The sequence below is a fragment of the Paracidovorax oryzae ATCC 19882 genome, from assembly GCF_000687165.1.
Classification (GTDB): Bacteria; Pseudomonadota; Gammaproteobacteria; order Burkholderiales; family Burkholderiaceae_C; genus Paracidovorax; species Paracidovorax oryzae.
On the sequence record NZ_JMKU01000013.1, the window covers coordinates 1 to 26560 of the forward strand.

At 69.9% G+C, this 26560-nt stretch carries 25 protein-coding genes; 17 read left to right on the forward strand and 8 right to left on the reverse strand.

Features of this window, described 5'->3' with window-relative positions:
- The 3 genes from T336_RS0112420 to T336_RS0112430 form a co-directional block, all read right to left on the reverse strand.
- Window positions 1-359, reverse strand: a 359-nt coding sequence (locus T336_RS0112420) for a transposase (RefSeq protein WP_026432780.1), incomplete at its 3' end; no start/stop codon positions are given.
- Between the two features lie 783 nt (window positions 360-1142).
- Window positions 1143-1811: a GNAT family N-acetyltransferase gene (locus T336_RS0112425; RefSeq protein ID WP_019701794.1), complete on the reverse strand. Its 669-nt coding sequence runs from the start codon at window positions 1809-1811 to the stop codon at window positions 1143-1145.
- A gap of 160 nt (window positions 1812-1971) precedes the next feature.
- Window positions 1972-2454 carry an Lrp/AsnC family transcriptional regulator gene (locus T336_RS0112430; protein WP_013596422.1) on the reverse strand — a complete coding sequence of 161 codons (483 nt, stop codon included), beginning with the start codon at window positions 2452-2454 and terminating at the stop codon, window positions 1972-1974.
- 165 nt (window positions 2455-2619) lie between these two features.
- Here T336_RS0112430 and T336_RS0112435 point away from each other — a divergent pair, with 165 nt between their 5' ends.
- The 6 genes from T336_RS0112435 to T336_RS26660 all read left to right on the forward strand — a co-directional run bounded on the left by T336_RS0112435 (window position 2620) and on the right by T336_RS26660 (window position 8386).
- A complete protein-coding gene (locus tag T336_RS0112435; protein ID WP_026432781.1) occupies window positions 2620-3576 on the forward strand; it encodes an esterase/lipase family protein in 957 nt (318 codons plus the stop codon).
- Between the two features lie 3 nt (window positions 3577-3579).
- On the forward strand, window positions 3580-4578 hold the full coding sequence (locus tag T336_RS0112440) for a lipase chaperone family protein (protein ID WP_026432782.1): 999 nt from the start codon (window positions 3580-3582) through the stop codon (window positions 4576-4578).
- 170 nt (window positions 4579-4748) lie between these two features.
- The gene (gene hppD / locus T336_RS0112445; RefSeq protein ID WP_026432783.1) at window positions 4749-5885 is read left to right on the forward strand and encodes a 4-hydroxyphenylpyruvate dioxygenase; all 1137 of its coding nucleotides are present in this window, start codon (window positions 4749-4751) and stop codon (window positions 5883-5885) included.
- A gap of 107 nt (window positions 5886-5992) precedes the next feature.
- Window positions 5993-6961 carry a Bug family tripartite tricarboxylate transporter substrate binding protein gene (locus tag T336_RS0112450; RefSeq protein ID WP_026432784.1) on the forward strand — a complete coding sequence of 323 codons (969 nt, stop codon included), beginning with the start codon at window positions 5993-5995 and terminating at the stop codon, window positions 6959-6961.
- 58 nt (window positions 6962-7019) lie between these two features.
- Window positions 7020-7859: a phenylalanine 4-monooxygenase gene (gene phhA / locus T336_RS0112455; protein ID WP_026432785.1), complete on the forward strand. Its 840-nt coding sequence runs from the start codon at window positions 7020-7022 to the stop codon at window positions 7857-7859.
- A 140-nt stretch (window positions 7860-7999) separates the two neighbouring features.
- Complete coding sequence (locus tag T336_RS26660) at window positions 8000-8386, forward strand: hypothetical protein (protein ID WP_156957851.1); 387 nt, start codon at window positions 8000-8002, stop codon at window positions 8384-8386.
- A 28-nt stretch (window positions 8387-8414) separates the two neighbouring features.
- Here the strand turns inward: T336_RS26660 and T336_RS0112465 are convergent, their stop codons facing one another.
- Window positions 8415-9335, reverse strand: coding sequence for an esterase/lipase family protein (locus T336_RS0112465; protein ID WP_026432787.1), 921 nt, complete (start codon window positions 9333-9335; stop codon window positions 8415-8417).
- A 225-nt stretch (window positions 9336-9560) separates the two neighbouring features.
- Between T336_RS0112465 and T336_RS0112470 the strand changes: the two genes are divergently transcribed.
- The 7 genes from T336_RS0112470 to rbsD all read left to right on the forward strand — a co-directional run bounded on the left by T336_RS0112470 (window position 9561) and on the right by rbsD (window position 17639).
- The gene (locus T336_RS0112470) at window positions 9561-11249 is read left to right on the forward strand and encodes an AMP-binding protein (protein WP_026432788.1); all 1689 of its coding nucleotides are present in this window, start codon (window positions 9561-9563) and stop codon (window positions 11247-11249) included.
- 250 nt (window positions 11250-11499) lie between these two features.
- Window positions 11500-12456: a sugar ABC transporter substrate-binding protein gene (locus T336_RS0112475; RefSeq protein ID WP_026432789.1), complete on the forward strand. Its 957-nt coding sequence runs from the start codon at window positions 11500-11502 to the stop codon at window positions 12454-12456.
- Between the two features lie 186 nt (window positions 12457-12642).
- Window positions 12643-14208 carry a sugar ABC transporter ATP-binding protein gene (locus T336_RS0112480; RefSeq protein ID WP_244883933.1) on the forward strand — a complete coding sequence of 522 codons (1566 nt, stop codon included), beginning with the start codon at window positions 12643-12645 and terminating at the stop codon, window positions 14206-14208.
- Window positions 14205-15194, forward strand: a complete 990-nt coding sequence (locus tag T336_RS0112485; RefSeq protein ID WP_019701594.1) for an ABC transporter permease — start codon at window positions 14205-14207, stop codon at window positions 15192-15194. The genes T336_RS0112480 and T336_RS0112485 overlap by 4 nt, the downstream gene beginning before the upstream one ends.
- A gap of 17 nt (window positions 15195-15211) precedes the next feature.
- Window positions 15212-16273, forward strand: coding sequence for a LacI family DNA-binding transcriptional regulator (locus T336_RS0112490; protein WP_026432791.1), 1062 nt, complete (start codon window positions 15212-15214; stop codon window positions 16271-16273).
- Entirely contained in the window at window positions 16270-17250 is a 981-nt protein-coding gene (rbsK, locus tag T336_RS0112495; RefSeq protein WP_026432792.1) for a ribokinase, read from the forward strand. Before T336_RS0112490 ends, rbsK begins: the two co-directional genes overlap by 4 nt.
- A complete protein-coding gene (rbsD, locus tag T336_RS0112500; RefSeq protein ID WP_026432793.1) occupies window positions 17247-17639 on the forward strand; it encodes a D-ribose pyranase in 393 nt (130 codons plus the stop codon). Before rbsK ends, rbsD begins: the two co-directional genes overlap by 4 nt.
- Before the next feature lie 10 nt (window positions 17640-17649).
- Here the strand turns inward: rbsD and T336_RS25125 are convergent, their stop codons facing one another.
- Window positions 17650-18177: a DUF6622 family protein gene (locus T336_RS25125; protein WP_035225916.1), complete on the reverse strand. Its 528-nt coding sequence runs from the start codon at window positions 18175-18177 to the stop codon at window positions 17650-17652.
- 166 nt (window positions 18178-18343) lie between these two features.
- Here T336_RS25125 and T336_RS0112510 point away from each other — a divergent pair, with 166 nt between their 5' ends.
- The gene (locus T336_RS0112510; protein ID WP_026432795.1) at window positions 18344-19297 is read left to right on the forward strand and encodes an MBL fold metallo-hydrolase; all 954 of its coding nucleotides are present in this window, start codon (window positions 18344-18346) and stop codon (window positions 19295-19297) included.
- A gap of 61 nt (window positions 19298-19358) precedes the next feature.
- On the opposite strand, the gene T336_RS0112515 is transcribed toward T336_RS0112510, so the two are convergent.
- Complete coding sequence (locus T336_RS0112515; RefSeq protein ID WP_026432796.1) at window positions 19359-21341, reverse strand: lytic transglycosylase domain-containing protein; 1983 nt, start codon at window positions 21339-21341, stop codon at window positions 19359-19361.
- 14 nt (window positions 21342-21355) lie between these two features.
- Between T336_RS0112515 and T336_RS0112520 the strand changes: the two genes are divergently transcribed.
- Entirely contained in the window at window positions 21356-21931 is a 576-nt protein-coding gene (locus tag T336_RS0112520; RefSeq protein ID WP_019701600.1) for a 5-formyltetrahydrofolate cyclo-ligase, read from the forward strand.
- A gap of 177 nt (window positions 21932-22108) precedes the next feature.
- Here the strand turns inward: T336_RS0112520 and T336_RS0112525 are convergent, their stop codons facing one another.
- The gene (locus tag T336_RS0112525) at window positions 22109-23893 is read right to left on the reverse strand and encodes a sensor domain-containing diguanylate cyclase (RefSeq protein WP_244883928.1); all 1785 of its coding nucleotides are present in this window, start codon (window positions 23891-23893) and stop codon (window positions 22109-22111) included.
- Between the two features lie 155 nt (window positions 23894-24048).
- Here T336_RS0112525 and T336_RS0112530 point away from each other — a divergent pair, with 155 nt between their 5' ends.
- Window positions 24049-24735, forward strand: a complete 687-nt coding sequence (locus T336_RS0112530) for a glutathione S-transferase family protein (RefSeq protein WP_019701602.1) — start codon at window positions 24049-24051, stop codon at window positions 24733-24735.
- A gap of 42 nt (window positions 24736-24777) precedes the next feature.
- Here the strand turns inward: T336_RS0112530 and T336_RS0112535 are convergent, their stop codons facing one another.
- Window positions 24778-25239 (reverse strand): hypothetical protein, encoded by a 462-nt coding sequence (locus T336_RS0112535; protein ID WP_026432798.1) that lies wholly within the window; start codon window positions 25237-25239, stop codon window positions 24778-24780.
- A 61-nt stretch (window positions 25240-25300) separates the two neighbouring features.
- On the opposite strand from T336_RS0112535, the gene T336_RS0112540 reads away from it, so the two are divergent.
- Complete coding sequence (locus T336_RS0112540; protein ID WP_026432799.1) at window positions 25301-26560, forward strand: multifunctional CCA addition/repair protein; 1260 nt, start codon at window positions 25301-25303, stop codon at window positions 26558-26560.

Consider the following 26560-nt stretch of genomic DNA (forward strand, 5'->3'; position numbering starts at 1 on the left):
GCACGCGGTCCGCTCTCGCAGCTCGACTGCAATGTCCGCCCATCCATCACCATGGCACTGGGTTGTCCCTGGCGCCCTTGCGCCACGCGGATGATGGAGCGCAGGTCCGACACCATCGCCTCGAAGCAGCCCGCTTCCAGCCAGCGTCGGGTTTGCTGGTAGACCGCCTCCCAAGGAGGTAGATCGTTGGGCAGCATCCGCCAAGGCGCGCCCGCGCGCACCAGCCAGCGCAGCGCGTTGAAGACTTCGCGCAGATCGTGCTCGCGCTGGGGCGCGCGCTGGTCCATCAGGCTCAAGTAGGGCGCAGCGAAGCTCCATTCTTCATCGCTGACATCCGTCGGGTAGGGTTTGCGAGGCATCCGCAGACTCTACTTTGACTTCCACTCCGAGGAGCAAAGTTCATAACACGCTCTAGGCAAACATAACATTATGCAACAAAATAATAAATTTCGATACAGTTGACATTTACAACGATTCAGCCAATTGGGCTGATTTACAAAGCAAATATAAAGCAGCAATTTTTCTGCATCAAAAATCAGATCAATTCCAACTTGATGACGAGGAAACATTCTTGCTCAAAAATGGAGTGACCCTTCACTATAAAAATGAAAAAATCAGTCCGCATTGAATAAGTTGTGTGGTCCATGGGGCTCTTATGATGAGGTGAGGCGTGCCATCTTGCAAATCCACAAGACATCAACCAATAATTGCAGATGATCGAATTAATTGCAGAAGATTTGGAATTCCAAATCAACACCACCGGTGTTGAAATCACCTATTCCGAGCAGGAAGGTCTTTCCATCCAGCTCACTGTCATCAAGGACAACAGACCGGCCATTGCGACGATCCTATTCCCCATCGTCGCGGAGTTCGAATGCGTAGGAATGAACTTTTATGAGTCGAAGCACGAGGATATCAAGATATTCCCATCTTCCACCGCGCAATTTGACTCGGCCTTATACAAGAATGCAGACAAGGAATCCTACGCAGGCAAATTAAAATCTACGACCCGAAAGAAAGGCTCGGGCTCGAGGAATACTACATCCCCGGCAACGACTCATTCATCAGGGTCATTGCATCGCAATACCACGTGCAAGTCGACGAAAGTCAGCGCCATCCAGCCTCTTGAGGGCCGAACCACGTCACGCCCCCGGCGGCGTCCCGCTCCGCGCAGCCTGCATGCCCGCAAGAAATGCCCGGAACTGGCGGGCCTGGCGCTTGAGCTGGTAGTCCATCTCGGCCAGGCGGTGCACCACCTTCTGCGCCATGCGCGATTGCAGGCCGGCCGGGGCAATCTCGAGGTAGGCTTCCGATTCGGAACCGTCCCGGCGCACGACGGCGCCGGCCTTGCGGGCGATGCGCAGCATCGCAGTGTTTTCGCTCAGCGCGTGGATGAACACCATGCGCACGTCCCGGTTGCGCGCATGCATCACGGCGCGCTCGAAGAGCCGGGCGCCGAAGCCGCGGCCCCGGGCCTGGGCGAGCACGGAGACGCCGAACTCGGCACAGCTGCGGTGCTCGGCCGCGTCGCCGTAGGCGAGGTGGGCGACGGCAATGAGTTCAAGCCGGCGGTTGTAGATGCCGAATACCTCGTCCCGCACGAAGTCGAGTTGCTGCACGTAGCGCAGCACCTGTTCGTCCGATGCGGCGTAGCCGAAGCGCAGGTAGCGGTCGCCGGGTTCCAGGCGGAGCAGGTGGACGGCGATGCGTCCGCGGTGCTCTGGGCCCAGCGAGCGGATGGGGACCACGACCGGCGCACCGCGCCGCACGGGCGGACGCGGGGGATGGGTGTCGGTGGCAGGCGCGGACATGCACGAATTTTAGGGTTTTCCCCTAGCACAAGACGTGCCGTGGCCTGGAAACCACGCAAACGCCAGCCTTTCGAATGTCCAGACACGGGGTAGCTCCACATGACCGGCCCTCGGCCCTCGGTTGCTACTTATTTGATAGCAAACACCTGTCGCCAATGTGTCAGACGGGTACCGCGGTGGTGCTCTTCACGCGGTCGAGCACGAAGCTGGTCTTGCAGTCCTGCACGCTGGGGTGCTTGAGCAGGGTGTCCATGATGAAGCGGCTGTAGTGGGCCATGTCGGCCACGACCACGCGCAGCAGGTAGTCCATTTCGCCGGTGAGCGCGGAGCATTCCACCACCTCGGGCCAGGTCTGCACGCTGGCGCGGAACAGGTCCATGGGGTTGCGCTTGTGGCTTTCGGTGTGCTTTTCCAGCCGGACGTTCAGGTACGCGGTCAGGCCCAGGCCCACGGCTTCCGGCCGCACCAGGGCGACGTAGCGGTCGATCACGCCGGCATCCTCCAGGCGCTTGGCGCGGCGCAGCACCGCGCTGGGCGACAGGCCCACCTGCTCGCCGATGACGTCATAGGTTTCGCGGCCGTTGTCCTGAAGGCAGCGCAGGATCGCCCGATCAAGCCGGTCCAGTGCGTGGGAAGCGCTCATGGCACAGGATTCTACGAAGCCCAGCGCGTGCAGGCACGGCCTGCCGGCACCTTCCCCGGGTTTGTCCCGGTGGAACGCGGCCATGGGCGGCGAATAATGGAATTCACAAAAAAGAACGGTCGTTCTTTTTTGTGGACATCACTACAACGACGGAGACAAGCAACCATGAACGGAACCCTTCGCGGCCTCGGCCGCTTCAGGGCGCTGGCGGCGCGCGCCGCCCTCGCCTTATCCCTGGGCTGCGCATTCACTGCGCCGGCCGTCCATGCGCAGAGCGGCTACACGCAGACGCGCTACCCCATCGTGCTGGTGCACGGCCTGTTCGGGTTCGATTCGGCCCTGGGCGTGGACTATTTCTACGGCATTCCCGACGCGCTGCGCCGGGACGGAGCGCAGGTGTTCGTGGCCCAGGTGTCGGCCACCAACAGCACCGAAGTGCGCGGCGAGCAGTTGCTCGCCCAGGTCAAGCAGGTGCTGGCGGTCACGGGCGCGGCGAAGGTGAACCTGGTCGGGCATTCCCACGGCGGCCCGACCATCCGCTACGTGGCGGGCGTGGCGCCGCAGCTCGTGGCATCGGTCACGTCGATCGGCGGGGTGAACAAGGGCTCCCGCGTGGCGGATGTGGTGCGCGGCGTGGCCCCGCCGGGCTCGGTGTCCGAAGCGGTGGCGAGCGCCGCAGCCGGGGCGCTCGCGCAGGTGATCAGCGCGGCCTCGGGCGGCTCCAGCCTGCCGCAGAAGCCGACGGCAGCGCTCGATTCGCTCACCACGGCCGGCGCGGCGGACTTCAACCGCCGCTTTCCGCAGGGGCTGGCCAGCGGATGCGGCAGCGGCGCCGACGTGGTGAACGGCGTGCGCTACTACTCCTGGACGGGCACGCAGCCGGTCACGAACGTGCTCGACCCGAGCGATGCGGGTCTGGCCCTGCTGGCGCCGGTGCACGGCGAGGCGAACGACGGGCTGGTGTCCGCCTGCTCTTCGCGGCTGGGCCGGCACCTGGGGGATTACCGCCAGAACCACCTCGATGAAATCAACCAGCTGGTGGGGCTGCGGGACCTGTTCTCTCCCGACCCGGTGACGCTCTACCGCCAGCATGCCAACCGGCTGAAGCTGCAGGGGCTCTGACCGATGGCGGCGGCACGCGGGCGGATGGCTGCGGCGCTGCTGGCCGCCGCGGCGCTGGGCTTGGCCGGATGGTGGGCGCAGCGCTCCACGGCGGACGGCGCCGACGAGGCCGGGGCGCGCCCTGCATCCGGCTTGGCGCCGGACGCCTCCGCATCCGCGCACCGGCCGTCCGGCGGGCCCGATCCGCGGTTCCTGGCGCCGCGCTCCGCGGCCGAGCTGGAGGTGCTCCAGACCGACCCGCTGCTGGGCGCGGGCCTGCGCGACACGCTGGAAACCTTGCTGCAGGAAGCCCTGGACGCCGGACCGACCACCGATGCGGCCACGCTCAAGCGCCGGCTGGAGGGCCTGGTGGACCGCCATTTCCCGGCAGCGGTGCGCGAGCGTGCCCTGGCGCTGGCCGGCCGCTACGTAGACTACCGCGCGGCGCTCGGCACGGTGGCGCCGCCCGCCGACCTGTCCGATCCGAAGGCGCTGCGTGCCTCGATGGAGGAGCGCGACCGGCTGCGCGAGCGTTTCTTCGAGCCCGGCGAAGCCACCGCACTGTTCGGGGGCGAAGCAGCGCTGGATCGCCACACGCTCGCGCGGCTGGAGATCCTGCAGGACGCCAGCCGCTCTCCGCAGGAGAAGGCCCGGGCGCTCCAGGCCGCAGAGGACGCGCTGCCTGCCGAACTGCGCGCCGCGCGGCAGGCCTATGCCACGCCGCAGGCGGTGGCGGAGCAGACGGCCGCGCTGGATGCCCGCCAGGCCGACGACGCGACGCGCCACGCGGAGCGCAGCGCCCGCTACGGTGCGGCGGCTGCCGACGCCCTGGCGCGCCTGGACGGCGAGGAGCGGCAGTGGCAGCAGCGGCTGGACCAGTACCAGCAGGCCCGGGCCACGCAGGGCGACGGCCCGGCCCTGCAGAAGCTGCGCGAGCAGCTGTTCACGCCCGAAGAGCGGCTGCGCGTGGAAGGGGCCCTGGCGCTGCGGTCCACGCGCCCCGGCGCGCCAGGCGGGGGCTGAGCGCCGGCTCTGGCGACCGTCCGGCCGGGCGCAGGCTGCGTACCGCGCCGCCATGGCGCAGTTTTCCTGCACGAAGCTGGAGCCGCCGCGATGTTTACGCCAGAAACATGAGCCTGCGTGCGCCTACAGTGGCATGACGCAGATCAACGCGCCAACCCCGGAGACAACGCATGAACAACCCACTGCCCCACCCCGCCGTCCAGGACACCGCCGCCTGGGAGAACCCGATGGGTACCGACGGCTTCGAATTCATCGAATATGCCGCTCCCGATCCGCAGGCCATGGGCCGGGTGTTCGAGGGCATGGGCTTCAAGCCCGTGGCGCGCCACCGCCACAAGAACGTGACGCTCTACCGCCAGGGCGAAATCAACTTCATCATCAATGCCGAGCCCGACAGCTTCGCGCAGCGCTTCGCGCGGCTGCACGGGCCCAGCGTCTGCGCCATCGCCTTCCGCGTGCACGATGCCAAGGCCGCCTACGAACGCGCGCTCAACCTCGGCGCCTGGGGCTACGCCGGCCAGGCCGGCCCGGGCGAGCTGAACATCCCCGCCATCAAGGGCATCGGCGACAGCCTGATCTATCTGGTGGACCGCTGGCGCGGCAAGAACGGGGCGCAGCCGGGCGACATCGGCAACATCGGCTTCTTCGATGTCGATTTCGAGCCGCTGCCCGGCGTGACGGCCGAGGAAGCCCTCAACCCCAAGGGCCACGGCCTGACCTATATCGACCACCTGACGCACAACGTGCACCGCGGCCGGATGGTCGAATGGGCGAACTTCTACGAGCGCCTGTTCAACTTCCGCGAGATCCGCTACTTCGACATCGAAGGCCAGGTGACCGGCGTGAAGAGCAAGGCCATGACCAGCCCCTGCGGCAAGATCCGCATCCCGATCAACGAAGAGGGCAAGGAAAAGGCCGGCCAGATCCAGGAATACCTGGACATGTACAACGGCGAGGGCATCCAGCACATCGCCATGGGCTCGGACGACCTCTACGCCACGGTGGACGCGTTGCGCGGCTCCGGCGTGCGCCTGCTGGACACGATCGACACCTACTACGAGCTGGTGGACAAGCGCATTCCCGGCCACGGCGAGAGCGTGGAGGAACTGCACAAGCGCAAGATCCTGATCGACGGCAAGAAGGACGCGATCCTGCTGCAGATCTTCAGCGAGAACCAGCTCGGCCCGATCTTCTTCGAGTTCATCCAGCGCAAGGGCGACGACGGCTTCGGCAACGGCAACTTCAAGGCGCTGTTCGAGAGCATCGAACTCGACCAGATGCGCCGCGGGGTGCTGCAGGGCGCCTGAAAGAACGCCTAAAACCTTCTGCAAGCCGATTGACGTAACCAACTGCATCGGCATGGCACCCGTCTCTATACTGCGCCCTCCCAATGAGCACGGAGAGAGAGACACCCATGTTGCGTCGCAGTTACCTTTTGGCCGTCCTGCTGGCGGGAGGGGCCTGGAGCGTCCAGGCCCAGAACGCCTCGGCACCGCTGACCATCGTTGTTCCGTACCCGGCCGGCGGGCCCGTGGACGCGTCCGCCCGCATCGTGGCGGAAGGCGTGCGCGGCACGCTGGGCCCGGTGGAGGTGCAGAACAAGCCGGGGGCTGGCGGCACGACGGGCGTGGCACTGGTGGCCAAGGCCCCGAAGGACGCCAATTGGCTGGTGATGGGCGCGGTGGCGACTCACGCGGTGAATCCGTGGCTGCAGAAGGCTTTCCCGTACGACCCGCTGAAGGACTTCAAGCCGATCGCGCTGGTGGCGCGCACGCCCAACGTGCTCGTCATGGACGCGGAGCATGCCAAGTCGCTGGGCATCCGCACGACCGGGGAACTGGTGCAGTACCTCAAGAAGAACCCCGACCAAGTGCGCTACGGATCGGGCGGCAACGGCAGCATCGGCCACATCGCGGCCGAGATGTTCAAGTCGCTCACCAACACGCGCGTGGCGCACGTGCCCTTCCAGGGGTCGGCGCCCGCGCTCAAGGCCCTGCAGTCGGGAGAGGTCGCGTTCGTGTTCGACAACCTCGCCTCGTCGCTGCCGCTGATCAAGGCCGGCAAGCTCAAGGCCCTGGGCGTGACCAGCCTGGGCCGGGACGACGAGCTGCCGGACGTGCGCAGCATCAACGACGAGGTGCCGGGATTCAACGTGGTGACCTGGTTCGGGCTGTTCGCCCCCACCTCCCTGCCCGATGCGGATGCCCGCCGCTATGCGGCGGCCATCACGGCGGCGATGAAGGTGCCAGCCAGCGAGCAGAAGCTCAAGAAGATGGGCATCGACGCCGAGGACCTGACGCTGGAGCCCTTCGGCCAGTTCGTGCGCGCGGAGCACGCGAAGTACGGCTTCCTCATCAAGGCCGCGAAGATCAAGATGGACTGACAGCGCGGGGCGCCCTGGCATGGGCACTCCCGTGCATTGCATAACCAGGAGACATGCCATGGGACAAGCCCCCGTCGTTTACGGCCAATCCGACCGCCCCCCGCGCGGCGACTACGCCCGCGCCGGCAGCGATTACACCTGCGCGCAGGACTATGCGGCCTACACGCCGCAGGACCACGACACCTACCGGCGCCTGTACGCCCGCCAGTCGGCGCTGCTGCCGGGCCGCGCGAGCGAGGCCTTCATCGCCGCCCTGCCCTCGCTGGGCGCGAGCGACCGCATTCCCCGCTTCGACGAGATCAACGAGCGGCTGCAGCGCGCCACGGGCTGGGAGATCGTGGGCGTTCCGGGCCTGATTCCCGAAGTGCCCTTCTTCACGCTGCTGGCGAACCGCAAGTTCCCGGTGACGGACTGGATCCGCACACCCGAGGAGTTCGACTACATCGTGGAGCCGGACATCTTCCACGACCTGTTCGGGCACGTGCCGCTGCTGTTCAACCCGGTGTTCGCGGACTACGTGCAGCGCTACGGCCAGGGAGGCCTGAAGGCGCACGGGCTGGGTGCCTGCGAGATGCTGTCGCGCCTGTACTGGTACACGATCGAGTTCGGCCTGATCCGCGAGCGCGGCGCGCTGCGCGCCTATGGGGCCGGCATCCTCAGTTCTTCCGGCGAGCTGGAATATTCGGTGAACAGCCCCGAGCCGCAACGTCTGCCGCTGCAGTTGGAGCGAACCATGCGCACGCGCTACAAGATCGACACGTACCAGCAGACATATTTCGTGATCGACAGCTTCGAGCAGCTCTTCGCGATGACGGAGCCGGATTTCGGGCCGGTGTACGAACGCCTGTGCGGGCAGCCCGAGTTCGCCGCGGACGAGCGCGAGGCCGTGGCTGCCTGAGGGCCACCGGCACCCGCCGCGCAGGGCCGGTACACGGGCCGGCTTGCGTGGCATGGCCATGCTGGATGCCCTTCGCGCGCCAGCAAGAGGTTTCGGGTGGTGCGGGGGACGCGCCCCGCGGCACGGCGAGGATGACTGCCATGACCCGTGTCTCCGGCATCACATCCAACCTGTTGCGTTCATCTCCAGGTCTTTCATCGGCGTCCCTGGAAGGCCGCATCGCACCCGTCGCGCCGCTCGTCCGGCGCTTTCCTTCACCCGCGCCAGAGCCCACCGTACCGGGCGTGGCGCGCCGCACGTCGTCGGCCGCCTCGATGGCACCTCGTGCCGCGGCCGGCCTGCTGGCGGGGCCGGAGGGGTTCGCCCGGCATGGCCGGCTGCCGCCGCAATTCAGCGCGGGGGGGCAGGCCCGGGCCTCGCGGCAGGCCACCCATGGCACGCCGCTCTGGAGCCCGCGCCCGGCGGCGGAGGCGCTGCTGGCGGCCCGCTCCGGCACGCTGCTGCACCGGCAGCCACTCGCGGCCTGAAACGCACCGCTGCGGAAACATCCGCCCGTCAGGGCTGCCCGGCAATCTCCAGGCAGGCACGCACCACATCCGGATGGAATGCCATGTGCACGTGCCCCGCGCCCGACACGAAGCGGTTGTCCGCCCCGGCCAGCGTGGCCGTGCTGGCGGGATAGACCACGTTGTCGCAGTCCGAATGGAAGCAGGTGAAGCGAGCGCGCACGGAGGGCGGCTCGGACGCATCCAGGGCCTGCAGCCATGGGTGCCCGGGCACCATCTGACGGCCGTTGTCGGACCGGCTGAGCCGGGCCGCCTCCGTGCCGCCATGCGGCGTGCCGAGCGTGATCACGCGGTGCACCCGGCCGATGCCTGATTCGCCGCAGGCGCGCAGCCAGGCCCGGACCGCGAGGCCGCCCATGCTGTGGCCGATCACGAGCGGGGGCCGTCCCGTGCCTTCGGCCACCCGCCGCACGGCCGCGTCGATGGCGGCGGCGTAGCCGTCGATCGCGCCGAAGGGCGGCTCCAGCGTCACGGCCACGAACGCATGGCCGCGTCGCCGCAGCAGCGCGAACCAGGGCATCCAGAAGCCGCGGTTGCACAGGAAGCCATGCACCAGCACGACTCCGCGCGGCGCCGCGGTGGTGCCGCCAGCCGCGGGCGGAGGAAGCCAGTCCGGCACGGCCGCATGGCGAAAGGGCTGCCACCAGCCGAACACCCAGCTCGCCCACCGGGTTTCCGCCCACCAGGCACGCAGCACGCGCCCCGCAGGAGGGGCCGGCACCGGATCGCCCCGGTTGGCATGCAGCATGACCAGGAACTGCAACCCCAGCCAGAGACGGGGCCCCACCAGCCAGAGGGCGGCGCCGGCCAGCGCCCCCGCGGGTGACCGGGGCCAGAACCAGGCCAGCCAGCCCGCGGCCAGCGCGACCTGCGCCACCACCATCCATCGCTGCCACCTTGCATTCGTCACGTCGTTCCTTTCCGGTACCGGGGTCGATCGTGCACCCGCCCAGCCCGCATCCTGTCACACAGGAGACGCACGGCCGTACGCGGGGCCCAGGCCCCGGGACTGTCCCGATGGACAGGCGCGCAGGGGTTTCCACAATCGCCTGCGGCTCCCGCCAATCGGCCCTTGCACCCCCGCAATGCCGCATCAACCGCCCGCCGCCTGGCGGAGCGAAAGGAAGACGAATCCATGGACCGGATCTGGCTGAAGAACTATCCCCCTGGCGTGCCGCATGCAGTGGATCCCGAAAGCTACCGCTCGGTGGCGCACCTGCTGGAGGAATCGCTGCGCCGCCATGCGGACCATCCCTTTTCGGTGTGCATGGAGCAATGGATGGGCTATGCCGAGCTGGACCGCCTGAGCACGCGGCTGGGCGCATGGCTGCAGGCCCAGGGACTGGCGCAGGGCGCGCGCGTGGCGATCATGCTGCCCAACGTGCCGCAGTTCGCCGTGGCCATGGCCGCGGTGCTGCGCGCCGGCTACACCTGCGTGAACGTGAACCCGCTCTACACGCCGCGCGAGCTGGAGCACCAGCTGCGCGACTCCGGCGCGGAGGCGATCGTCATCCTAGAGAATTTCGCGCGCACGCTCTCCGAGGTGGTGGAGCGCACGGCCGTGAAGCACGTGGTGCTCACCGCGCTCGGCGACCTGCTCGGACCCGTGCGCGGGCGCTGGATCAGCTTCGCGGTGCGGCACCTGGCGAGGATGGTGCCGGCCTTCGACCTGCCCCTGTCGGACGGCCGCCGCGTGACGACGCTGCCCGCGGCCCTGGCCGAGGGCGCGCGGCACACGCTCGCGCCGAGCACCGCGACGCTCGATTCCGCCGCGTTCCTGCAATACACGGGCGTCACGACGGGGCTGTCGAAGGGCGCGGTGCTCACGCACCGCAACATCGTGGCGGCCACGCTGCAGGCGGAGGCCTGGTTCACGCCGGCGCTCTCCCGCATCGGCGACGTGCGCCAGGCCAACAGCATCGCGGCTCTGCCGCTCTATCACATCTTCGCGCTCACGCTGTGCCTGCTGGCCATCCGCCAGGGCTCGCGCCTCACGCTGATCCCGAACCCGCGGGACATCCCCAAGTTCGTGGCGGTACTGAAGAAAAGGCCCTTCCACATGATGCCCGCGGTGAACACGCTCTTCAACGCGCTGCTGCAGAACACGGAGTTCCGCGCACTCGATTTCTCGCACCTGTGCGTCTCGCAGGCGGGCGGCATGGCCGCCTCGGAGAGCACCGCGCGGCAATGGCAGAAGGTGACGGGCAACACCATGATCGAAGGCTGGGGGATGAGCGAGACCTGCGCCATCGGCACCAACAATCCCGTGGACAACACGGAGTTCACCGGCACCATCGGCCTGCCGCTGCCCGGCATCGACATCGCCATCAAGGACGACGCGGGCCAGAGCCTGCCCGTGGGCCAGTCCGGCGAGATCTGCATCCGCGGCCCGAACGTGATGGCGGGCTACTACCAGCAGCCTGAGGAGAACGCCCGCGCCTTCACGGCCGACGGCTTCCTGCGTACAGGCGACATCGGCGTGATGGATGAACAGGGCTATACGCGCATCATCGATCGCAAGAAGGACATGATCCTGGTTTCCGGCTTCAACGTGTTCCCCAACGAACTGGAACAGGTCATCGCCCTGTGCCCGGGCGTGCTGGAATGTGCAGCCATCGGGGTGCCGGACGAGAAGCAGGGCGAGGCGATCAAGGTCTTCGTGGTGCGCAGCGACCCGGCGCTCACCGAGGACGCCGTGGCGCGGTACTGCCACGAACACCTGACGGGGTACAAGTGCCCGCGCCACATCGAGTTCCGGGATGCGCTGCCCAAGACCAACGTGGGCAAGATCCTGCGGCGGGAGTTGCGAGCGCCGGCCCCCTGAGGCCGGCCCGCGCCGGACGCCCCCCGTCGGAAGCCCGGCCACGGCCGGGTTTTTTGCATCCAGATGTAAACAATTCCGAGCCTGCCCCCAAGAGAAGCTTATGCAGCACCCCTCCTGAATGGATGAGCGCAAACGTTTGCGCAAACGTTTTCTTTCGCTACCATAGCACCCCCCGCAGGTCCCTCTTGCCGCGAACGGCGGAAGGCCTGGGCCCGACTATTCTCTTTCCGCCCACAACCAGGAGACTTCCATGCCCTTGAACCGCCGCACCCTCCAGACCGCCGCCGTGCTGGCCCTCGCCGGTGGCCTGTTCGCGCAGCCTGCCTTCGCGCAGGACAAGCCCAAGGTCGCGCTGGTGATGAAGTCGCTCGCCAACGAGTTCTTCCGCACCATGGAGGACGGCGCCAAGGCGCACCAGAAGGCGCATGCCTCGGAATACACGCTGGTGGCCAACGGCATCAAGAACGAGACCGACACCGCCGCGCAGATCAAGATGATCGAGCAGGCCGTGGCACAGAAGGTGAACGCCATCGTGCTCGCGCCCGCCGATTCCAAGGCCCTGGTGCCGGCCGTGAAGACCGCGGTGGACAAGGGCATCCTCGTGGTCAACATCGACAACCGCCTGGATGCCGACGCGCTCAAGGAAAAGAGCCTGAACGTGCCCTTCGTCGGCCCGGACAACCGTGCCGGCGCCAAGCTGGTGGGCGACTACCTGGCCAAGCAGCTGAAGGCCGGCGACAAGGTCGGCATCATCGAGGGCGTCTCGACCACGTTCAACGCGCAGCAGCGCACGCTGGGCTTCCAGGACGCGATGAAGGCCGCCAACATCAACGTGGTGGGCGTGCAGTCCGGCCAGTGGGAAATCGAGAAGGGCAACACCGTGGCAGCCGGCATGCTGCGGGAGCATCCGGACCTGGTGGCGCTGCTGGCCGGCAACGACAGCATGGCGCTGGGCGCCGTGGCCGCGGTGAAGGCCGCCGGCAAGGCCGGCAAGGTGCAGGTGGTGGGCTACGACAACATCAACGCCATCAAGCCCATGCTGGCCGACGGCCGCGTGCTGGCCACGGCCGACCAGTACGCCGCCAAGCAGGCGGTGTTCGGCATCGAGATGGCACTGAAGGCGCTGGCCGCCAAGACGCCGCAGGCCCAGCTGCCCGCCGAGGTCAAGACCGAAGTGGTGCTGGTGACCAAGGGCACCGGCAAGTAACGCAGCGGCGACGCGCGCGAGCCACGCGGCGCCGCAGGGCGCCGCGCCCGCCTTCCGCGCACCGCAGGGCCGACGCCGCGCGCCACCCGCGCGGCATTCCTCTTTTTTTCGGGTTCGCACACCGTGGCCGACCATTCCTCCTCCATCGCCGCCGCGCCGGCGCCCGCCTCCGTGCCCCTGCTGGAAATGCTGGGCGTGGGCAAGGACTACAGCGCCACCACCGTGCTGCACGGTGTCACGCTGTCGCTGCATGCCGGCGAAGTGCTCGCGCTGACCGGCGAGAACGGCGCGGGCAAGAGCACGCTGTCCAAGATCCTCTGCGGGCTGGAGCCCGCCACGCGCGGCAGCCTGCGCCTGGCGGGGCAGCCCTATGCGCCGTCCTCACGGCGCGACGCGGAGCACCAGGGCGTGCGCATGGTCATGCAGGAGCTGGGCCTCGTGCCGACCCTCACCGTGGCCGAGAACCTGCTGATGGGCCGGCTTCCGCACCGCATGGGCTGGCTGCGCCGGCGCGCGCTGCACGATGCCGCGCGCGCGCAGCTCGCCAAGATCGGCCTCACGGGCATCGATCCGGCCACGCCGGTGTCCCGCCTGGGCATCGGCCAGCAGCAGATGGTGGAGATCGCCCGCAACCTGCAGGACGACACGCGCATCCTGGTGCTCGACGAGCCGACGGCGATGCTGACGCCGCGCGAGACCAATTACCTGTTCGAGCAGATCGCCCGGCTCACGGCCCGCGGCGTGGCCATCATCTACGTCTCCCACCGGCTGGAGGAGCTGCGGCGCATCGCCGACCGCGTGGCCGTGCTGCGCGACGGCGCGCTGGTGGATGCCCGCCCGATGGCAGGGCTGTCCGAGGCCGACCTCGTGCAGCGCATGGTGGGACGCGCGGTGAACGACCTGGAGCACCGCCCCCGCCGCACGGCCGGGCCCGTGGTGATGCGGGTGGACGGCATCGGCCGGGGCACCGCCGTGCAGGACGTGAGCCTGGCGCTGCGGGCCGGCGAGGTGTTCGGCATCGCGGGACTCGTGGGCTCGGGCCGCACCGAACTGCTGCGCCTGCTGTTCGGCGCGGACCGCGCCGACCGCGGCAGCGTGACGCTGGCTGCAGGGAGCACGGCTTCCGGCGACGCCGCGGAGCGCACCCACGCGCGCGGGTTCCGTTCGCCGCTGGCGGCGATCGCCGCGGGCATCGGGCTCGTGAGCGAAGACCGCAAGTCGCAGGGCCTGCTGCTCAGCCAGCCGATCCGGGTGAACGCCACGTTGTCGGACCTGTCCGCCGTGTCGCGCGCGGGCTGGCTGCGCCGCGCGCACGAGAGCGCGGTGGTGCAGGGATTCATCCGCACGCTGCGGGTGCGCTGCCGCGGGCCGGAGCAGCCCGTGGGGCAGCTGTCGGGCGGCAACCAGCAGAAGGTGGTGTTCGCGCGGTGGCTGCACCGCGACGGCCGCGTGCTGCTGCTGGACGAACCCACGCGCGGCGTGGACGTAGGCGCGCGCGCCGACCTGTACGCCGAGCTCGACCGCATGGCCGCGGAAGGCCGGGCGCTGCTCATGGTGTCGTCCGACCTGCGCGAGCTGATGGCCATGGCCGACCGCATCGGCGTGATGAGCGGCGGCCGCCTGGTCGCCGTTTTCGAGCGCGGCGAGTGGACCGAGCAGTCGCTGCTGGCCGCCGCCTTCTCCGAGGCCGAAGACCGTCCGCGCGCCGAAGGCGCCGGTTCCGCATCCCCCTTTTCTCCCGCTTCCGCATGACCGCCACCACGTCCCCCTCCCCCGCTTCCGCCGCGCCGTCGGTGCCGCTCTGGCGCACGCAGCTGGGCACCTACCTGGGCCTGGCCGCCGTGCTGGTCGGCATGGTCGCGCTGTTTTCCTGGCTGTCCGATTTCTTCTGGAGCGCCGAGACCTTCGTCACCATCGCCAACGAGATTCCCGCGCTGGCCGTGATGGCGGTGGGCATGACGTTCGTGCTGATCATCGCGGGCATCGACCTGTCGGTCGGCTCGGTGATGGCGCTGTCCGCGGCGACGTCGGCCGCGGCCATCCTGCAATGGGGCTGGAGCGTGCCGGCCGCGGCGGCCCTGGCGCTGGCCACCGGCCTGGTGTGCGGCACCATCACCGGCGCCGTGTCGGTCGCCTGGCGGCTGCCGTCGTTCATCGTGTCGCTCGGCATGCTGGAGGCGGTGCGCGGTAGCGCCTACCTGGTGACGGATTCGCGCACGCAGTACGTGGGCGACGCGATTTCCTGGCTCGCCGCGCCCGTGGCGGCCGGCGTCTCGGTGGCTTTCGGCATCGCGCTGCTCATCGTGGTGGTGGCCCAGCTCGTGCTGTCGCGCACGGTGTTCGGCCGCTGCATGGTGGGCATCGGCACCAATGAGGAAGCCATGCGGCTGGCCGGCGTTGATCCGCGGCCCATCCGCATCGCCGTGTTCGCGCTCACCGGCCTGCTGGCCGGGCTGGCGGGCCTGATGCAGTCGGCACGCCTGGAGGCGGCCGACCCGAATGCCGGCGCCGGCATGGAATTGCAGGTGATCGCGGCCGTGGTGATCGGCGGCACCAGCCTGATGGGCGGGCGCGGATCGGTGGTGACCACGGCCTTCGGCGTGCTCATCATCGCGGTACTGGAGGCGGGCCTCGCACAGATCGGCGCGAGCGAGCCGAGCAAGCGCATCATCACCGGCTGCGTGATCGTGGCGGCCGTCATCATCGATACGCTGCGGCAGCGCCGCGCCGCGGTCTGAGGCCGGCGCGCGAAGACATGGCAACCATCAAGGACGTCGCGCGCGAGGCCGGGGTGTCGGTAACCACCGTCTCGCACGTGCTCAACGGTACGCGGCATGTGAGCAACGACGGGCGTGCCCGCGTGGAGACCGCCATCCGCCAGCTGGGCTACGTGCCCAGCGCTATCGCGCGCAGCCTCAAGAGCAACCACACGCGCACGCTGGGGATGCTGATCCCCAACAGCTCCAACCCCTACTTCGCCGAAGTCGTGCACAGCGTGGAGAACCGCTGCTTCGGCGCGGGCTACAACCTCATCCTGTGCAATACGCACGACGAGGCCCAGCGGCAGCGCTCGTACCTGCAGGTGCTGGCCGAACGGCGCATCGACGGGCTGATCGTTGTCTCCACCGGGCAGGACGCGGCACTCGCGTGCCAGCTCGAGGGGCTGGGCGTGCCCACCGTGCTGGTGGACCGCGAGATCGAGGTCCACCGGCAGCCCTGCGACCTGGTGGAGACCGCGCACCGCGAAGGCGGCCGGATGGCCACGCGACACCTGCTCTGGCTGGGCCACCGCCGCATCGCCTGCATCGGCGGCCCCCAGGACCTGGCCCCCAGCACGCAGCGCGTCGAGGGCTGGCGCGACGCGCTGGCCGAGGCGGGCGTGGACGACGGCGGCCTGCTGTGGCACGGCGATTTCACCAGCCAGAGCGGCTACGAGGCCATGCAGTCGGTGCTGGCCTCGCCGCGCCCGCCCACGGCGGTGTTCGTGGGCAACGACCTGATGGCCATCGGCGCGCTCTGTGCAGTCCACGAGCGCGGGCTGCGCGTGCCCGAGGCCATGTCCATCGTGGGCTTCGACGATATCGCGCTCGCGGCCTTCACGAGCCCGCCCCTCACCACCGTGGCCCAACCCAAGCGGCAGATCGGCGTGGCGGCCGTGGACATGCTGCTGGAGCGCATCGATGGCGCGCGGCGCGAACCACGCCAGTTGCTGCTGCAGCCGGAGCTGCGGCTGCGCGCCTCGACCGCGGCCCTGCCCCCGGGCACCGCTTCCACTGCCGCTCCGCACGGCCGTTTTCCTTCCCGCGACCCCGAATGACCGCCTCTTCCCACCCCGCCCCGGAAACCCCTTCCCGTTCCGCCCCGCCGCGCATCGCCGTGGTGGGCAGCCTCAACATGGACATCGTCCTGCGCGTGCCCCGGGCCCCCGGCGCAGGCGAGACCGTGATGGCCGATTCACTGCACCACATTCCCGGAGGCAAGGGTGGCAACCAGGCGGTGGCCTGCGCGCGCCAGGGCGCGCATGTGCACCTGCTGGGCCGCGTCGGGCACGATGCGCATGGCGCGGCGCTGCGTGCGGCGCTGGACGCCGACGCCATCGACCACGCCGGCGTGCAGACCGATCCGGAGGCCCCCACGGGCATCGCCTGCATCACGGTGGAATCCACCGCGCAGAACCGGATCGTCTTCGTCGGCGGGGCGAACGCCCGCTTCGGGATCGACGCGCAGGCCCTGGACGCGGCGCTGCAGGGAGCGAGCAGCCTGCTCCTGCAGTTCGAGGTGCCGATGCCGCAGGTGATGGCCGCCGCCCGGCAGGCGCACCAGCGGGGCTGCCCCGTGGTGCTCAACCCTTCGCCCATGCAGCCGATCCCCGATGCTTTATGGCCGCTGGTGGACACCCTCGTGGCCAACGAGGTGGAGGCCGCGCTGTTCGCCGACTGCGACGTGGAAACGCCCGAAGATGCCGCCCATGCCGCGCGCCTGTTGCGCGCCCGGGGCCCGCGGCAGGTGGTGGTGACGCTGGGTGCGGCGGGCGCCGTGGCCTGCGACGGCAGCGGCTGCCGGCACCACCTGGGCCTGCGCGTGGAGGCCGTGGACACCACGGCCGCGGGTGACACCTTCCTGGGCGCCCTGACCGTCGCCCTGGCACGCGGCGAATCGCTCGACCTGGCGGTGCAGACCGGCGTCCGCGCCGCGGCGCTGTGCGTGACTCGCCCGGGCGCACAGCCATCGATCCCCACGCGCGCCGAAGTGGCCGCATCCCCCATGCCCCCCGAATGGAGCCGCATCGCATGAAACGCACCGCACTGCTGCACGCCGACCTGTCCCGCGCCATCGCCGCCCTGGGCCATGGCGACATGATCGTCATCGGCGATGCCGGCCTGCCGATTCCGCCCAGCCCCCTGCGCATCGACCTGGCCGTGACCCAGGGGTTGCCCTCGGTGGCCGACGTGCTGGCTGCCGTGCTCTCCGAAATGCAGGTGGAGCGCGCGCTGATCGCCACCGAGGCGGTGGAGCGCGCGGGCGGGGCCCTGCCCGGCTGGGCCGGCGCGCTGCCCGTGGCACCGCAGACCCTGTCGCACGAGGAATTCAAGCGCCTCACGCGCGATGCGCGCGCCGTGGTGCGGACAGGGGAATGCACGCCCTACGCGAACGTCATCCTCTGCGCGGGCGTGACGTTCTGACCGACCTGCGTCAGGTGCGGCCCAGCGGCGGCATCGCCCCCCGCGCGGCCCACCACAGGCCCAGCAGGCGCAGCGCCCGCCCCGCGCTGGCGCCGGCGAAAATGCCGTAGAGCAGGCTGACCGCACCGGCGAACAGCGGATCGCCCGACATCGCCGGATGCAGGGCGAGCGCCACGGCCACGGTGTACTTGGTGCAGAAGATGCCGAGCATCAGCAGGAGCGGGCGGATGCTGCCGGGCAGGTGGAAGACCGCGTCCACGGGGTCGAAGCGCGTGCCCGCCGGTACCGGCCGCGACGCCACGAAGGCCGCCGCGGCCATTGCCGCCACCCCCCATGCGGCCCAGGCGGCCGGCTGCCCGTGATGCGCAGCCACCATCCCGTACAGCGAGAAAGCCGCCATGGCGGCCGGCAGCAGCAGGGCCCGCCCCAGGGTCCTGCGGGATGGCCGCATCTGGCGCACGCCCAGCGCGGACAGGGCGGCCAGCAGCGCGAAAACCCAGGCGGGCGTCGCCTGGAGCATGTGGACAATGAAGGTCATGGGGGATTCCTCGGCAGCGGTGCAGTGATGGCTGAGCGACTGTCGGGCCGCCAGGCAGCCCGGGCCAGCGCGGTGCGACAGCCTGCGCCGGGGCGGCGCGAAGGGTTGCGCCGGATGGATGAACGGCGGGGCCGGTGCCATACTTTTTCCCGCAGAAGCTCTTTCCATGCACATCCCCATGCCCCAGGCCCCCATCGACGGCACCGCGCCGCTCCTGCCGCCAGGCACCACGGTGCTCGAACGCGGATGGCTTTCGGCCAACAACATCGTCTGCGTGGGCGAAGACGCGGCGGCGGTCGTGGACACGGGCTACTGCGCGCATGCGGCCCAGACGGTGGCGCTGGCGGCAGCGGCCCTGGAGGGCCGGCCCCTGGCGCTCATCGCCAACACCCACCTGCACAGCGACCACTGCGGGGGCAACGCGGCGCTGCAGCAGGCCTGGCCCGGGGCGCGCACCCTGGTGCCGCCCGGGCAGGCCGCGCATGTGCGCGACTGGGATCCGCAGGCCCTGAGCTACACGCCCACCGGGCAGGATTGCCCGCGGTTCCGCCTGGACGGGCTGCTGCAGCCCGGATGCACCGTGCGCCTGGGTGACCATGACTGGGAGATCCATGCCGCACCGGGGCACGACACCCATTCGGTGGTGCTGTTCGAGCCCCGCTATCGGGTGCTGCTCTCGGCCGACGCACTCTGGCAGAACGGTTTCGGCGTGGTCTTCCCCGAGCTGGACGGCGAGCATGCCTTCGCGGACGTCGCAGCCACGCTGGACCTGATCGCCGGGCTGGCTCCGCGCACCGTCGTGCCGGGGCACGGCTCCGTGTTCACGGAAGTGGCGGCCGCGCTCGATGCGGCCCGGCGCCGGCTCGACGGGTTCGTGCGTGCCCCGGAGCGGCACGCGCTTTACGCCGCCAAGGTGCTGCTCAAGTACAAGCTGCTCGAATGGCAGAGCGTGCCGCTCGCCCGGCTGCACGCCTGGGCCGATGCGACCCCGTATTTCGGCACGCTGCACGCAGGCCATTTCGCGGACCAGCCCCGCACGGCGTGGCAGGACGCCCTGGTGCACGAGCTGGTGCGCAGCGGGGCCGCCCGGCTGGACGGGGAGACGCTGCACAACGCCTGAAGGGAGCGGCAGGGGCCGGACCGGTGCTGCCGCAGGACGCAGCGCCCGCGTCCGTGCCCAGTCAGGGCAGTTCGCGGCTCGGGTCCGGCGTGGCGGCGTCGCGCGGGCCCACGTTGCCGAGCCGGCCCTTGAGCGACTGCGGCTGGCCCGTCAGGATCGCGGCATACATCGTGGTGTTGGAGAGCACCTTCTTCACGTAGTCGCGCGTTTCCGAGAAGGGAATGTTCTCGGCCCAGATCGCGGCCTCGAGCACCGGCCCGTTGCGCCAGTTGCGCGGCCGGCCGGGACCGGCGTTGTAGGCGGCCGCAGCCATGGGCATGGAGCCGTCGAAGTCGTCGAGCGCGAGCTTGAGGTAGGCCGTGCCGATGGCGATGTTGGTGTCGCGGTCGTTGATCTGGTCGGGCGTGAAATCCGCCATGCCGATCTTGCGGGCCGTCCAGCGCGCGGTGGCGGGCATGACCTGCATCAGGCCCGACGCGCCGACCCCCGAGCGCGCGTCCATGATGAAGCGGCTTTCCTGGCGGATGAGGCCATAGACGTAGGCCGGATCCAGCCCGATGGACTGCGCTCGCGCCACGACGTTGTTGCGGAACGGCATCGGGAAGCGCTGTCCGACGTCCGTGAAGGACTTGGTGCGCTCGCTGGTATTGATGCAGCGGTCCCAGATCTCGCGCTGGCAGGCGAGGTCGGCGGCGGCCAGCAGCTCGCGGTCGCCCATGCCGCCCGGCGAGTGCAGGTTGGTGGTGTAGTTCCACTCGCGCACGCCCTCGTGCCGCAGCCCCAGGCCGATGGCGTAGAGGCTGCGCACGAAGCCCGGGTTCGCGCGCGCGGCGGCCTTTTCCTCGGGCGTGGGTGGCAGCGGCGGCGCGGGCGGGACCACCCGCTGGCCGAGCTCTTCCAGCGCCAGCTGCTCATAGAAGCCGCCGGGGCCCGCGATGCGCTCGAGCAGTTCGCGCGCCTTCGCCCGGTCTTCGTCGCCGGGGCGGTTGGACAGCCAGGCCCGCGCGCGCCAGTAGGTCCAGGCAGGATCCTGCCGCCCTGCCGGGCTCATCGCGTCGATGGCGCGGGCCACCTGCTTCCACTGGCCTGCGCGCAGGGCGGCGCGCACCTTCCAGCCGAGCATGTCGTCGGTCAGGTCGGCATCCCTGGAGACGTTCCCGAAATAGCCCAGCGAATCCGGCGACAGCGCCACGGCGGACTGCTTGCCGATCACGCCCCAGACCCAGTTGCGCTCCTCCGGGGTGAGCAGCGGGCCCCATTTGGAGTCCAGCAGCCGGGCCGCAGTGCCGGTATCGGACATCGCCATCTTGATGAGCGACAGCACCACCAGTTCCTGCCGCATGCGGCCCGGTGCCGTGGCACGGCTCGCGAGGAACTTGGCGGGGGCATCGAACACCTCGCGCAGCATCGGCAGTGCTTCGGGCGCGACGATCTCGACCGCGTTGCGCGTGGCGCGCGCCCGGTTGGCCTCGGCCGCCAGCCGGGCCTTGCGCCACACGTCCAGGGCCGCGATGCGCTTGTCGGAGTAGAACTCGGCCGCCGCGTGCGTGCAGCCGTCGTCGGCCTCGCGCAGCGCATACCAGTTGCGCAGCACCTCGTCGGCCGCGCCAGAGGCCGCGGAGCCCTTGATCTGGTCCACCAGCAGCGCGTAGCAGCGCACCTCGCGGTCGTCGTTCATGCGGTAGAGGGCGTGCAGTTCGCTGAACTGCGCCCAGTCGCGCCGCTGGCCGACGAGCAGCAGCCAGTCGTTGCGCAGCCGGTCCTCCTGGTAGGTGCCGGCAAAGCGCTGCAGGAAGCCAGCCACCTCCTGAGGCGTCGCCTGGTCGAGGCGGGCGCGCAGTTCCCAGTACGCTCCCCACGGTTCCAGCACGTGCCCGCGCAGGTCCGGCAGCAGCTGCGTGAGCCGCGCGCGGTCGCCCTTGCGGTAGGCCTGCTGCATTTGTAACAGCGCGTCGTCGCCCCGGTTTTGGGCCTGGACAGGCACCGCGGCGGTGGCAAAAGCCGCGGCGGCCAGGAGCGGTGTCAGAATCGTGAGCAATTGCATTGGGGAATTATGTGATGGACAAAGCAGCCCTGCGACGCGCATTGATCGAGGAACGCCTGAACCTGCCGGACCGCCTACAGCGCGCGGACCTTTTGCAGCGCGTGATGCGCATCTGGCTGGTGGACCGCCCGGACACCGTGATCGGCGCCTACTGGCCCATCAAGGGCGAGTTCGATCCCCTGCCCGCGCTGCACCGCTGGAAGGAGGACGGCGAACTGCTGGACGAGCCGCAGCGCCGCCGCATCGGCCTGCCGGTGGTGAACAAGGAACACAAGACGCTCACCTTCCACGCATGGTATCCCGGCTGCCCGATGGAAGAGGATGCCTACGGCATCCCGAAACCCAAGGACACCGAGATCATCGTGCCCACCCTCCTGTTCGTGCCCTGCGTGGGCTACGGCCCCGGCGGCTACCGCCTGGGATATGGCGGCGGCTTCTACGACCGGACCCTGGCCACGCTGTACCCGGTGCCCACCACCGTGGGCCTGGGGTTCACCCACGGGTTCCTCGAAGACTTCGAGCCGGAGCCGCACGACCTGCCGCTCGACGCCATCCTCAATGACAACGGAGTCGTCTGGCCACTGAAATAGGATCCCCCCTGAGTCGCCTTCGGCGCCTTCCCCCCAGGGGGACGACGCCAGCGGCCCGGCGGAGCCGGTTCCGCGGCGTCCGCTGGCGTGGCCTGCTCCGCGGCCTTCTGATGGTTGAGGCCGTGCAGGTCCCGGAGCCATCCCCATGCCAACGCACTGAAGGTCAGGCAGTGACTGTCATGTCACCGTAGCCAGGTCGCTCGCGAAGGCGAAGCATTCCGCGCCGCCGTTTCGGCCGCGGCGCTTGCTGGCGTACATGGCGGCGTCGGCGGCGCGCAGCAGGGATTCCAGGGTCCGGCCGTCGCCGGGATGGCTGGCAATGCCCACGCTGAGGCCCACGGACAGGTTCCGGCCTTCGAAGCCGAGGGGGACTGCCACGGTGCTGGCCATGGCGCGGGCCTTGTCCGCGAGGGCCGTGCAGGGCGGCGCTCCTGCCAGGAGCACGGCGAATTCGTCGCCGCCCAGGCGTGCGACCAGGTCTCCTTCGCGCAGCAGGGCGCGCAGGCGCGGCACCAGGGCCACCAGCACGGCATCGCCCGCCGCGTGGCCGTGGGTGTCGTTCACGGCCTTGAAGCCATCCAGGTCCAGCAGCATGAGCGTGAACGGTTCGCCAGCCTCCAGCGCCGCTTCGGCCCGGCGCGCCAGCCCGGCGCGGTTGGCCGCTCCCGTGAGGGCGTCCGTGCCCAGCACCTCCACCAGCTCGCGGGTGCGCCGGCCGAGCGCCTGTTCGGACATGCGAAGCAGGCGCAGGCGCGATGCCATGGCGGCGGCGAAGATGACGGCTTCCGCCACGAGTGCGGCCTGGGTCAGGTCCATCTGGCCCGGCGTCCAGGCCACCCAGCCCCAGCTCGCGACGATGATGGCGCAGATGCCCAGCAACAGCAGCAGGACGCCGGCGCTGTAGAGCACGGCGGGCCAGTAGCGCCGGCGCACCGCGATCAGCGCCCCGGCGGCCAGCACCACGGTGGACACCATCACCGACGCCTGCACGGCCCGGAACAGCCAGAGCGGATGGGGACCGAAAAGCCCGTACACGGTGGCCGCGCCCAGCAGCGCGACCAGGGCGAGCACCAGGCGGTCGATGCGCGGCGCGTAGCGCGAGAGGCGCAGCAGGCTGCGCCCGAACAGCAGCTTGGACATGGCCCAGAGCGGGGGCGCGAGGGTGTAGAGCAGCCCCGCCGCCGCCGGCCAGTGGGCGAACGGGTAGCGCAGCGCATGCCCGTTCAGGCTGGCCAGCGCCAGCAGGGCGCAGGCGCACGACAGCGAATACCAGGCATAGATGCCCTCGCGGAACACCAGCAGCATCGCGAGGCTGAAGGCCAGCAGGCCCAGCAGCAGGCCATAGCAGGCGCCGTCGAACATGCGCTTGTCCTGCGTGGCCTGCAGGTAGTCGGCCAGGTCCCAGGCCGTGACCGCGTAGAAGCGCGCGAAGGTCGATTCCACCCGGAAATACGCCGTGTAGGCCTGCGCATCCGGCAGCCGGAAGCGCCAGGCCATCTGCTCCGATCCCGCAGGCCGGGTGGCCCACGGATGGCGCATGCCCGTCACCACCGGCGGCGCCAGCGCGCGGCCATCCGGGCCATAGGGCCCGTAGAAGCGCAGCTCGTGGGTGGACACCGTGGGCACGACCAGCAGCCATTCGCGCTGCGCGTCCGCCGGGTCGGCCAGGCGCAGCTGCACGCGGAACCAGAGCACCCGGTCGGCCTCGGCGCCCCGCAGGGGATCGTCGGGATGGACGAAACGCGCCGCGTTCCCGGGTGCGATGATGTCTTTGATGCCGAGGCGGCGCCCCGGGTCTTCCAGCACCTCCATGTGGGGCACGAGCGAGACTCCGCCCTCGCGCGCAGCGAGGACTGCCGGCTCGACAGTACCCGCACGCGCGGCTGGATGCACCAGCGCCAGGCAGAGCCAGGCCAGGGCGGCACGCAAGAGCAGCAGGCAGGAAAACGGGAAGACCGGCACGGATCGCGAAAAAAGCTGGGGGCGGATTGTGCCGCAGGCCGCCCGGCGCCGCATTGATGCTCGGCACGTATCAATGGGCGGGACATACGGCATTGGCAGGCGCGGCGCCTGGCCCTAGCATGGACCTTTCCTTTCCACCCCTGCGAGTGCGGTCCATGCTCCAGCTCTACATCGGCAACAAAAACTACTCCTCCTGGTCCATGCGCCCCTGGGTGCTGCTGCGCGAGGCCGGCATTCCCTTCGAGGAAGTGGCCGTGCGCTTCGACAGCTTCGAGCCCGGCTCGCGCTTCAAGCAGGCCCTGCAGGACGTGAGCCCCACCGGCAAGGTACCCGTGCTCGTCGATGGCGACATCACCGTCTGGGACACGCTGGCCATCGCCGAATACCTCGCGGAACGCCATCCCGACAAGCAACTGTGGCCGCAGGACGCAGCGGCCCGTGCGCAGGCGCGCAGCGTGGCCGCCGAGATGCACAGCGGCTTCGGCGCGCTGCGCAGCGCCTGCCCCATGAACATCGAGGCCCACCTGACGGAGACGGGCGCCCTGCTCTGGCGCGACCGCCCCGGCGTGCGCGCCGACGTGCAGCGCCTCGTGGAGATGTGGGGCGCCCTGCTGCGCGAGCACGGCGGCCCGCTGCTCTTCGGAGACCGGTTCACCATCGCGGATGCCTTCTTCGCACCCGTCTGCATGCGCCTGCGCACCTATGCCCTGCCCGTGCCGGAGCCGATCGCCGCGTATGTGGAGCACGTGGCCTCACGGCCGGGCGTAAAGGCGTGGATCGACGCGGCGCTGGCCGAGCAGGACTTCCTGGACTTCGAGGAACCCTACCGGCTCGGGCGCTGAACGCCCCCGGGCCGTCGCGGTCCCGGCCGCTCCCGCCCGGAGTCAGCCCTGGCGGAACTGCTTGCGCAGGAAGGCCCGGTGCCGCGCGATGTGCGCCATCTGCGCCGGCGCGATGGAGCCGCCCAGGTCCTCGTCCTCGGTGTTGAGCACCCGGTTCGCGCAGGCCAGCGCCCGGGCCACCACCTCTTCCTCGGGCACGCCCTGCTGCGCGGCAAGCTCCATCGCCACGCTGCGCATCGCGCGCTGCGACAGCACCCACATCGCGGCGAAGGCATCCCAGGCCGCAGCCGTTTCCTTGAACCGGTCGCGCTCGGCCAGGATCTCGCTGAGCGGCTTGTCCAGCACTTCCTGCAGCGACTCCAGCCGCTGCTTCAGGGCATCGGCCTCTTCCTCGCGCCGCAGCGCCTCCACGGCCGCGTTGGCGGCCGCATCCGGCGATTCGGGCACGGGCACGCTGCCGTCGGGGTTCAGCTGGGCGATGGTGAGAGACGAAGACAGGGACATGGCAGACGGGCAGAAAGGATCGCCGCCGAATATACCGAGACCGGCCCCTTACACTGCCCGCATGCAGATCTACATGGTGGGCGGCGCCGTGCGCGACCGGCTTCTGGGCCGCCCGGTGAACGACCGCGACTGGGTGGTGGTGGGCGCCACGCCCGGTGACCTGGCCGCGCGCGGCTTCCTGCCCGTCGGGCGGGATTTTCCCGTCTTCCTCCACCCCGAGACGCGCGAGGAATACGCGCTGGCACGCACCGAGCGCAAGAGCGGGCGCGGCTACCGCGGCTTCGTGGTGGACACGGCCCCGGACGTGACGCTGGAGCAGGATCTTTCCCGCCGCGACCTGACCATCAACGCCATGGCGGTGCGCGGCGACGACCCCTCGAACTGGGAGCTGGTCGACCCCTACGGCGGCGCGCGCGACCTGCAGGCCCGCCTGCTGCGCCACGTGACCGACGCCTTCCGCGAAGACCCGGTGCGCATCCTGCGCGTGGCGCGCTTTGCCGCGCGCTTCACCGATTTCTCCGTCGCCCCCGAGACGATGGCACTCATGCGGGAGATGGTGGAAGCCGGCGAGGCCGCCGATCTCGTTCCCGAGCGTGTCTGGCAGGAGATCGCGCGCGGCCTGATGGAAGCCGCACCGTCGCGCATGTTCGAGGTGCTGCGCGGCTGCGGCGCCCTGGCGGTGCTGCTGCCGGAGCTGGACCGGCTCTGGGGCGTGCCGCAGCGCGCCGAATACCACCCCGAGGTGGACACCGGCGTACACGTGATGATGGTGCTGGACATGGCCGCGCGGCTGCAGGCGCCGCTGCCGGTGCGCTTCGCCTGCCTCGTCCACGACCTGGGCAAGGGCACGACGCCGGCCGACGTGCTGCCGCGCCATATCGGGCACGAGCAGCGCAGCGCCACCCTGCTCGCCGATGTGTGCGAGCGCCTGCGGGTGCCCGTGGAATGCCGCGAGACCGCGGACGTGGTCGCGCGCGAGCACGGCAACATCCACCGCAGCGCCGAACTGGGCGCGGCGGCGCTGGTGCGGCTGCTGGAGCGCTGCGATGCGCTGCGCAAGCCCGCCCGGTTCGCCGATGTGCTGCTGGCCTGCGAATGCGATGCGCGCGGCCGGCTGGGGTTCGAGGAAACGGCCTATCCGCAGCGCGAACGCCTGCTGGGCGCACTGCAAGCGGCACGCTCCGTCGATACCGCCGCCGTGGCCGCGCGCGCCCAGGCGCGCGGCGCCGCCGGCCCGCAGGTGGGCGAATGGATCCGCCGGGCGCGCGGCGATGCGGTGCAGGAGTGGATGGCGGCGCAGCCGCCGGCTGCCGGAGCCTGA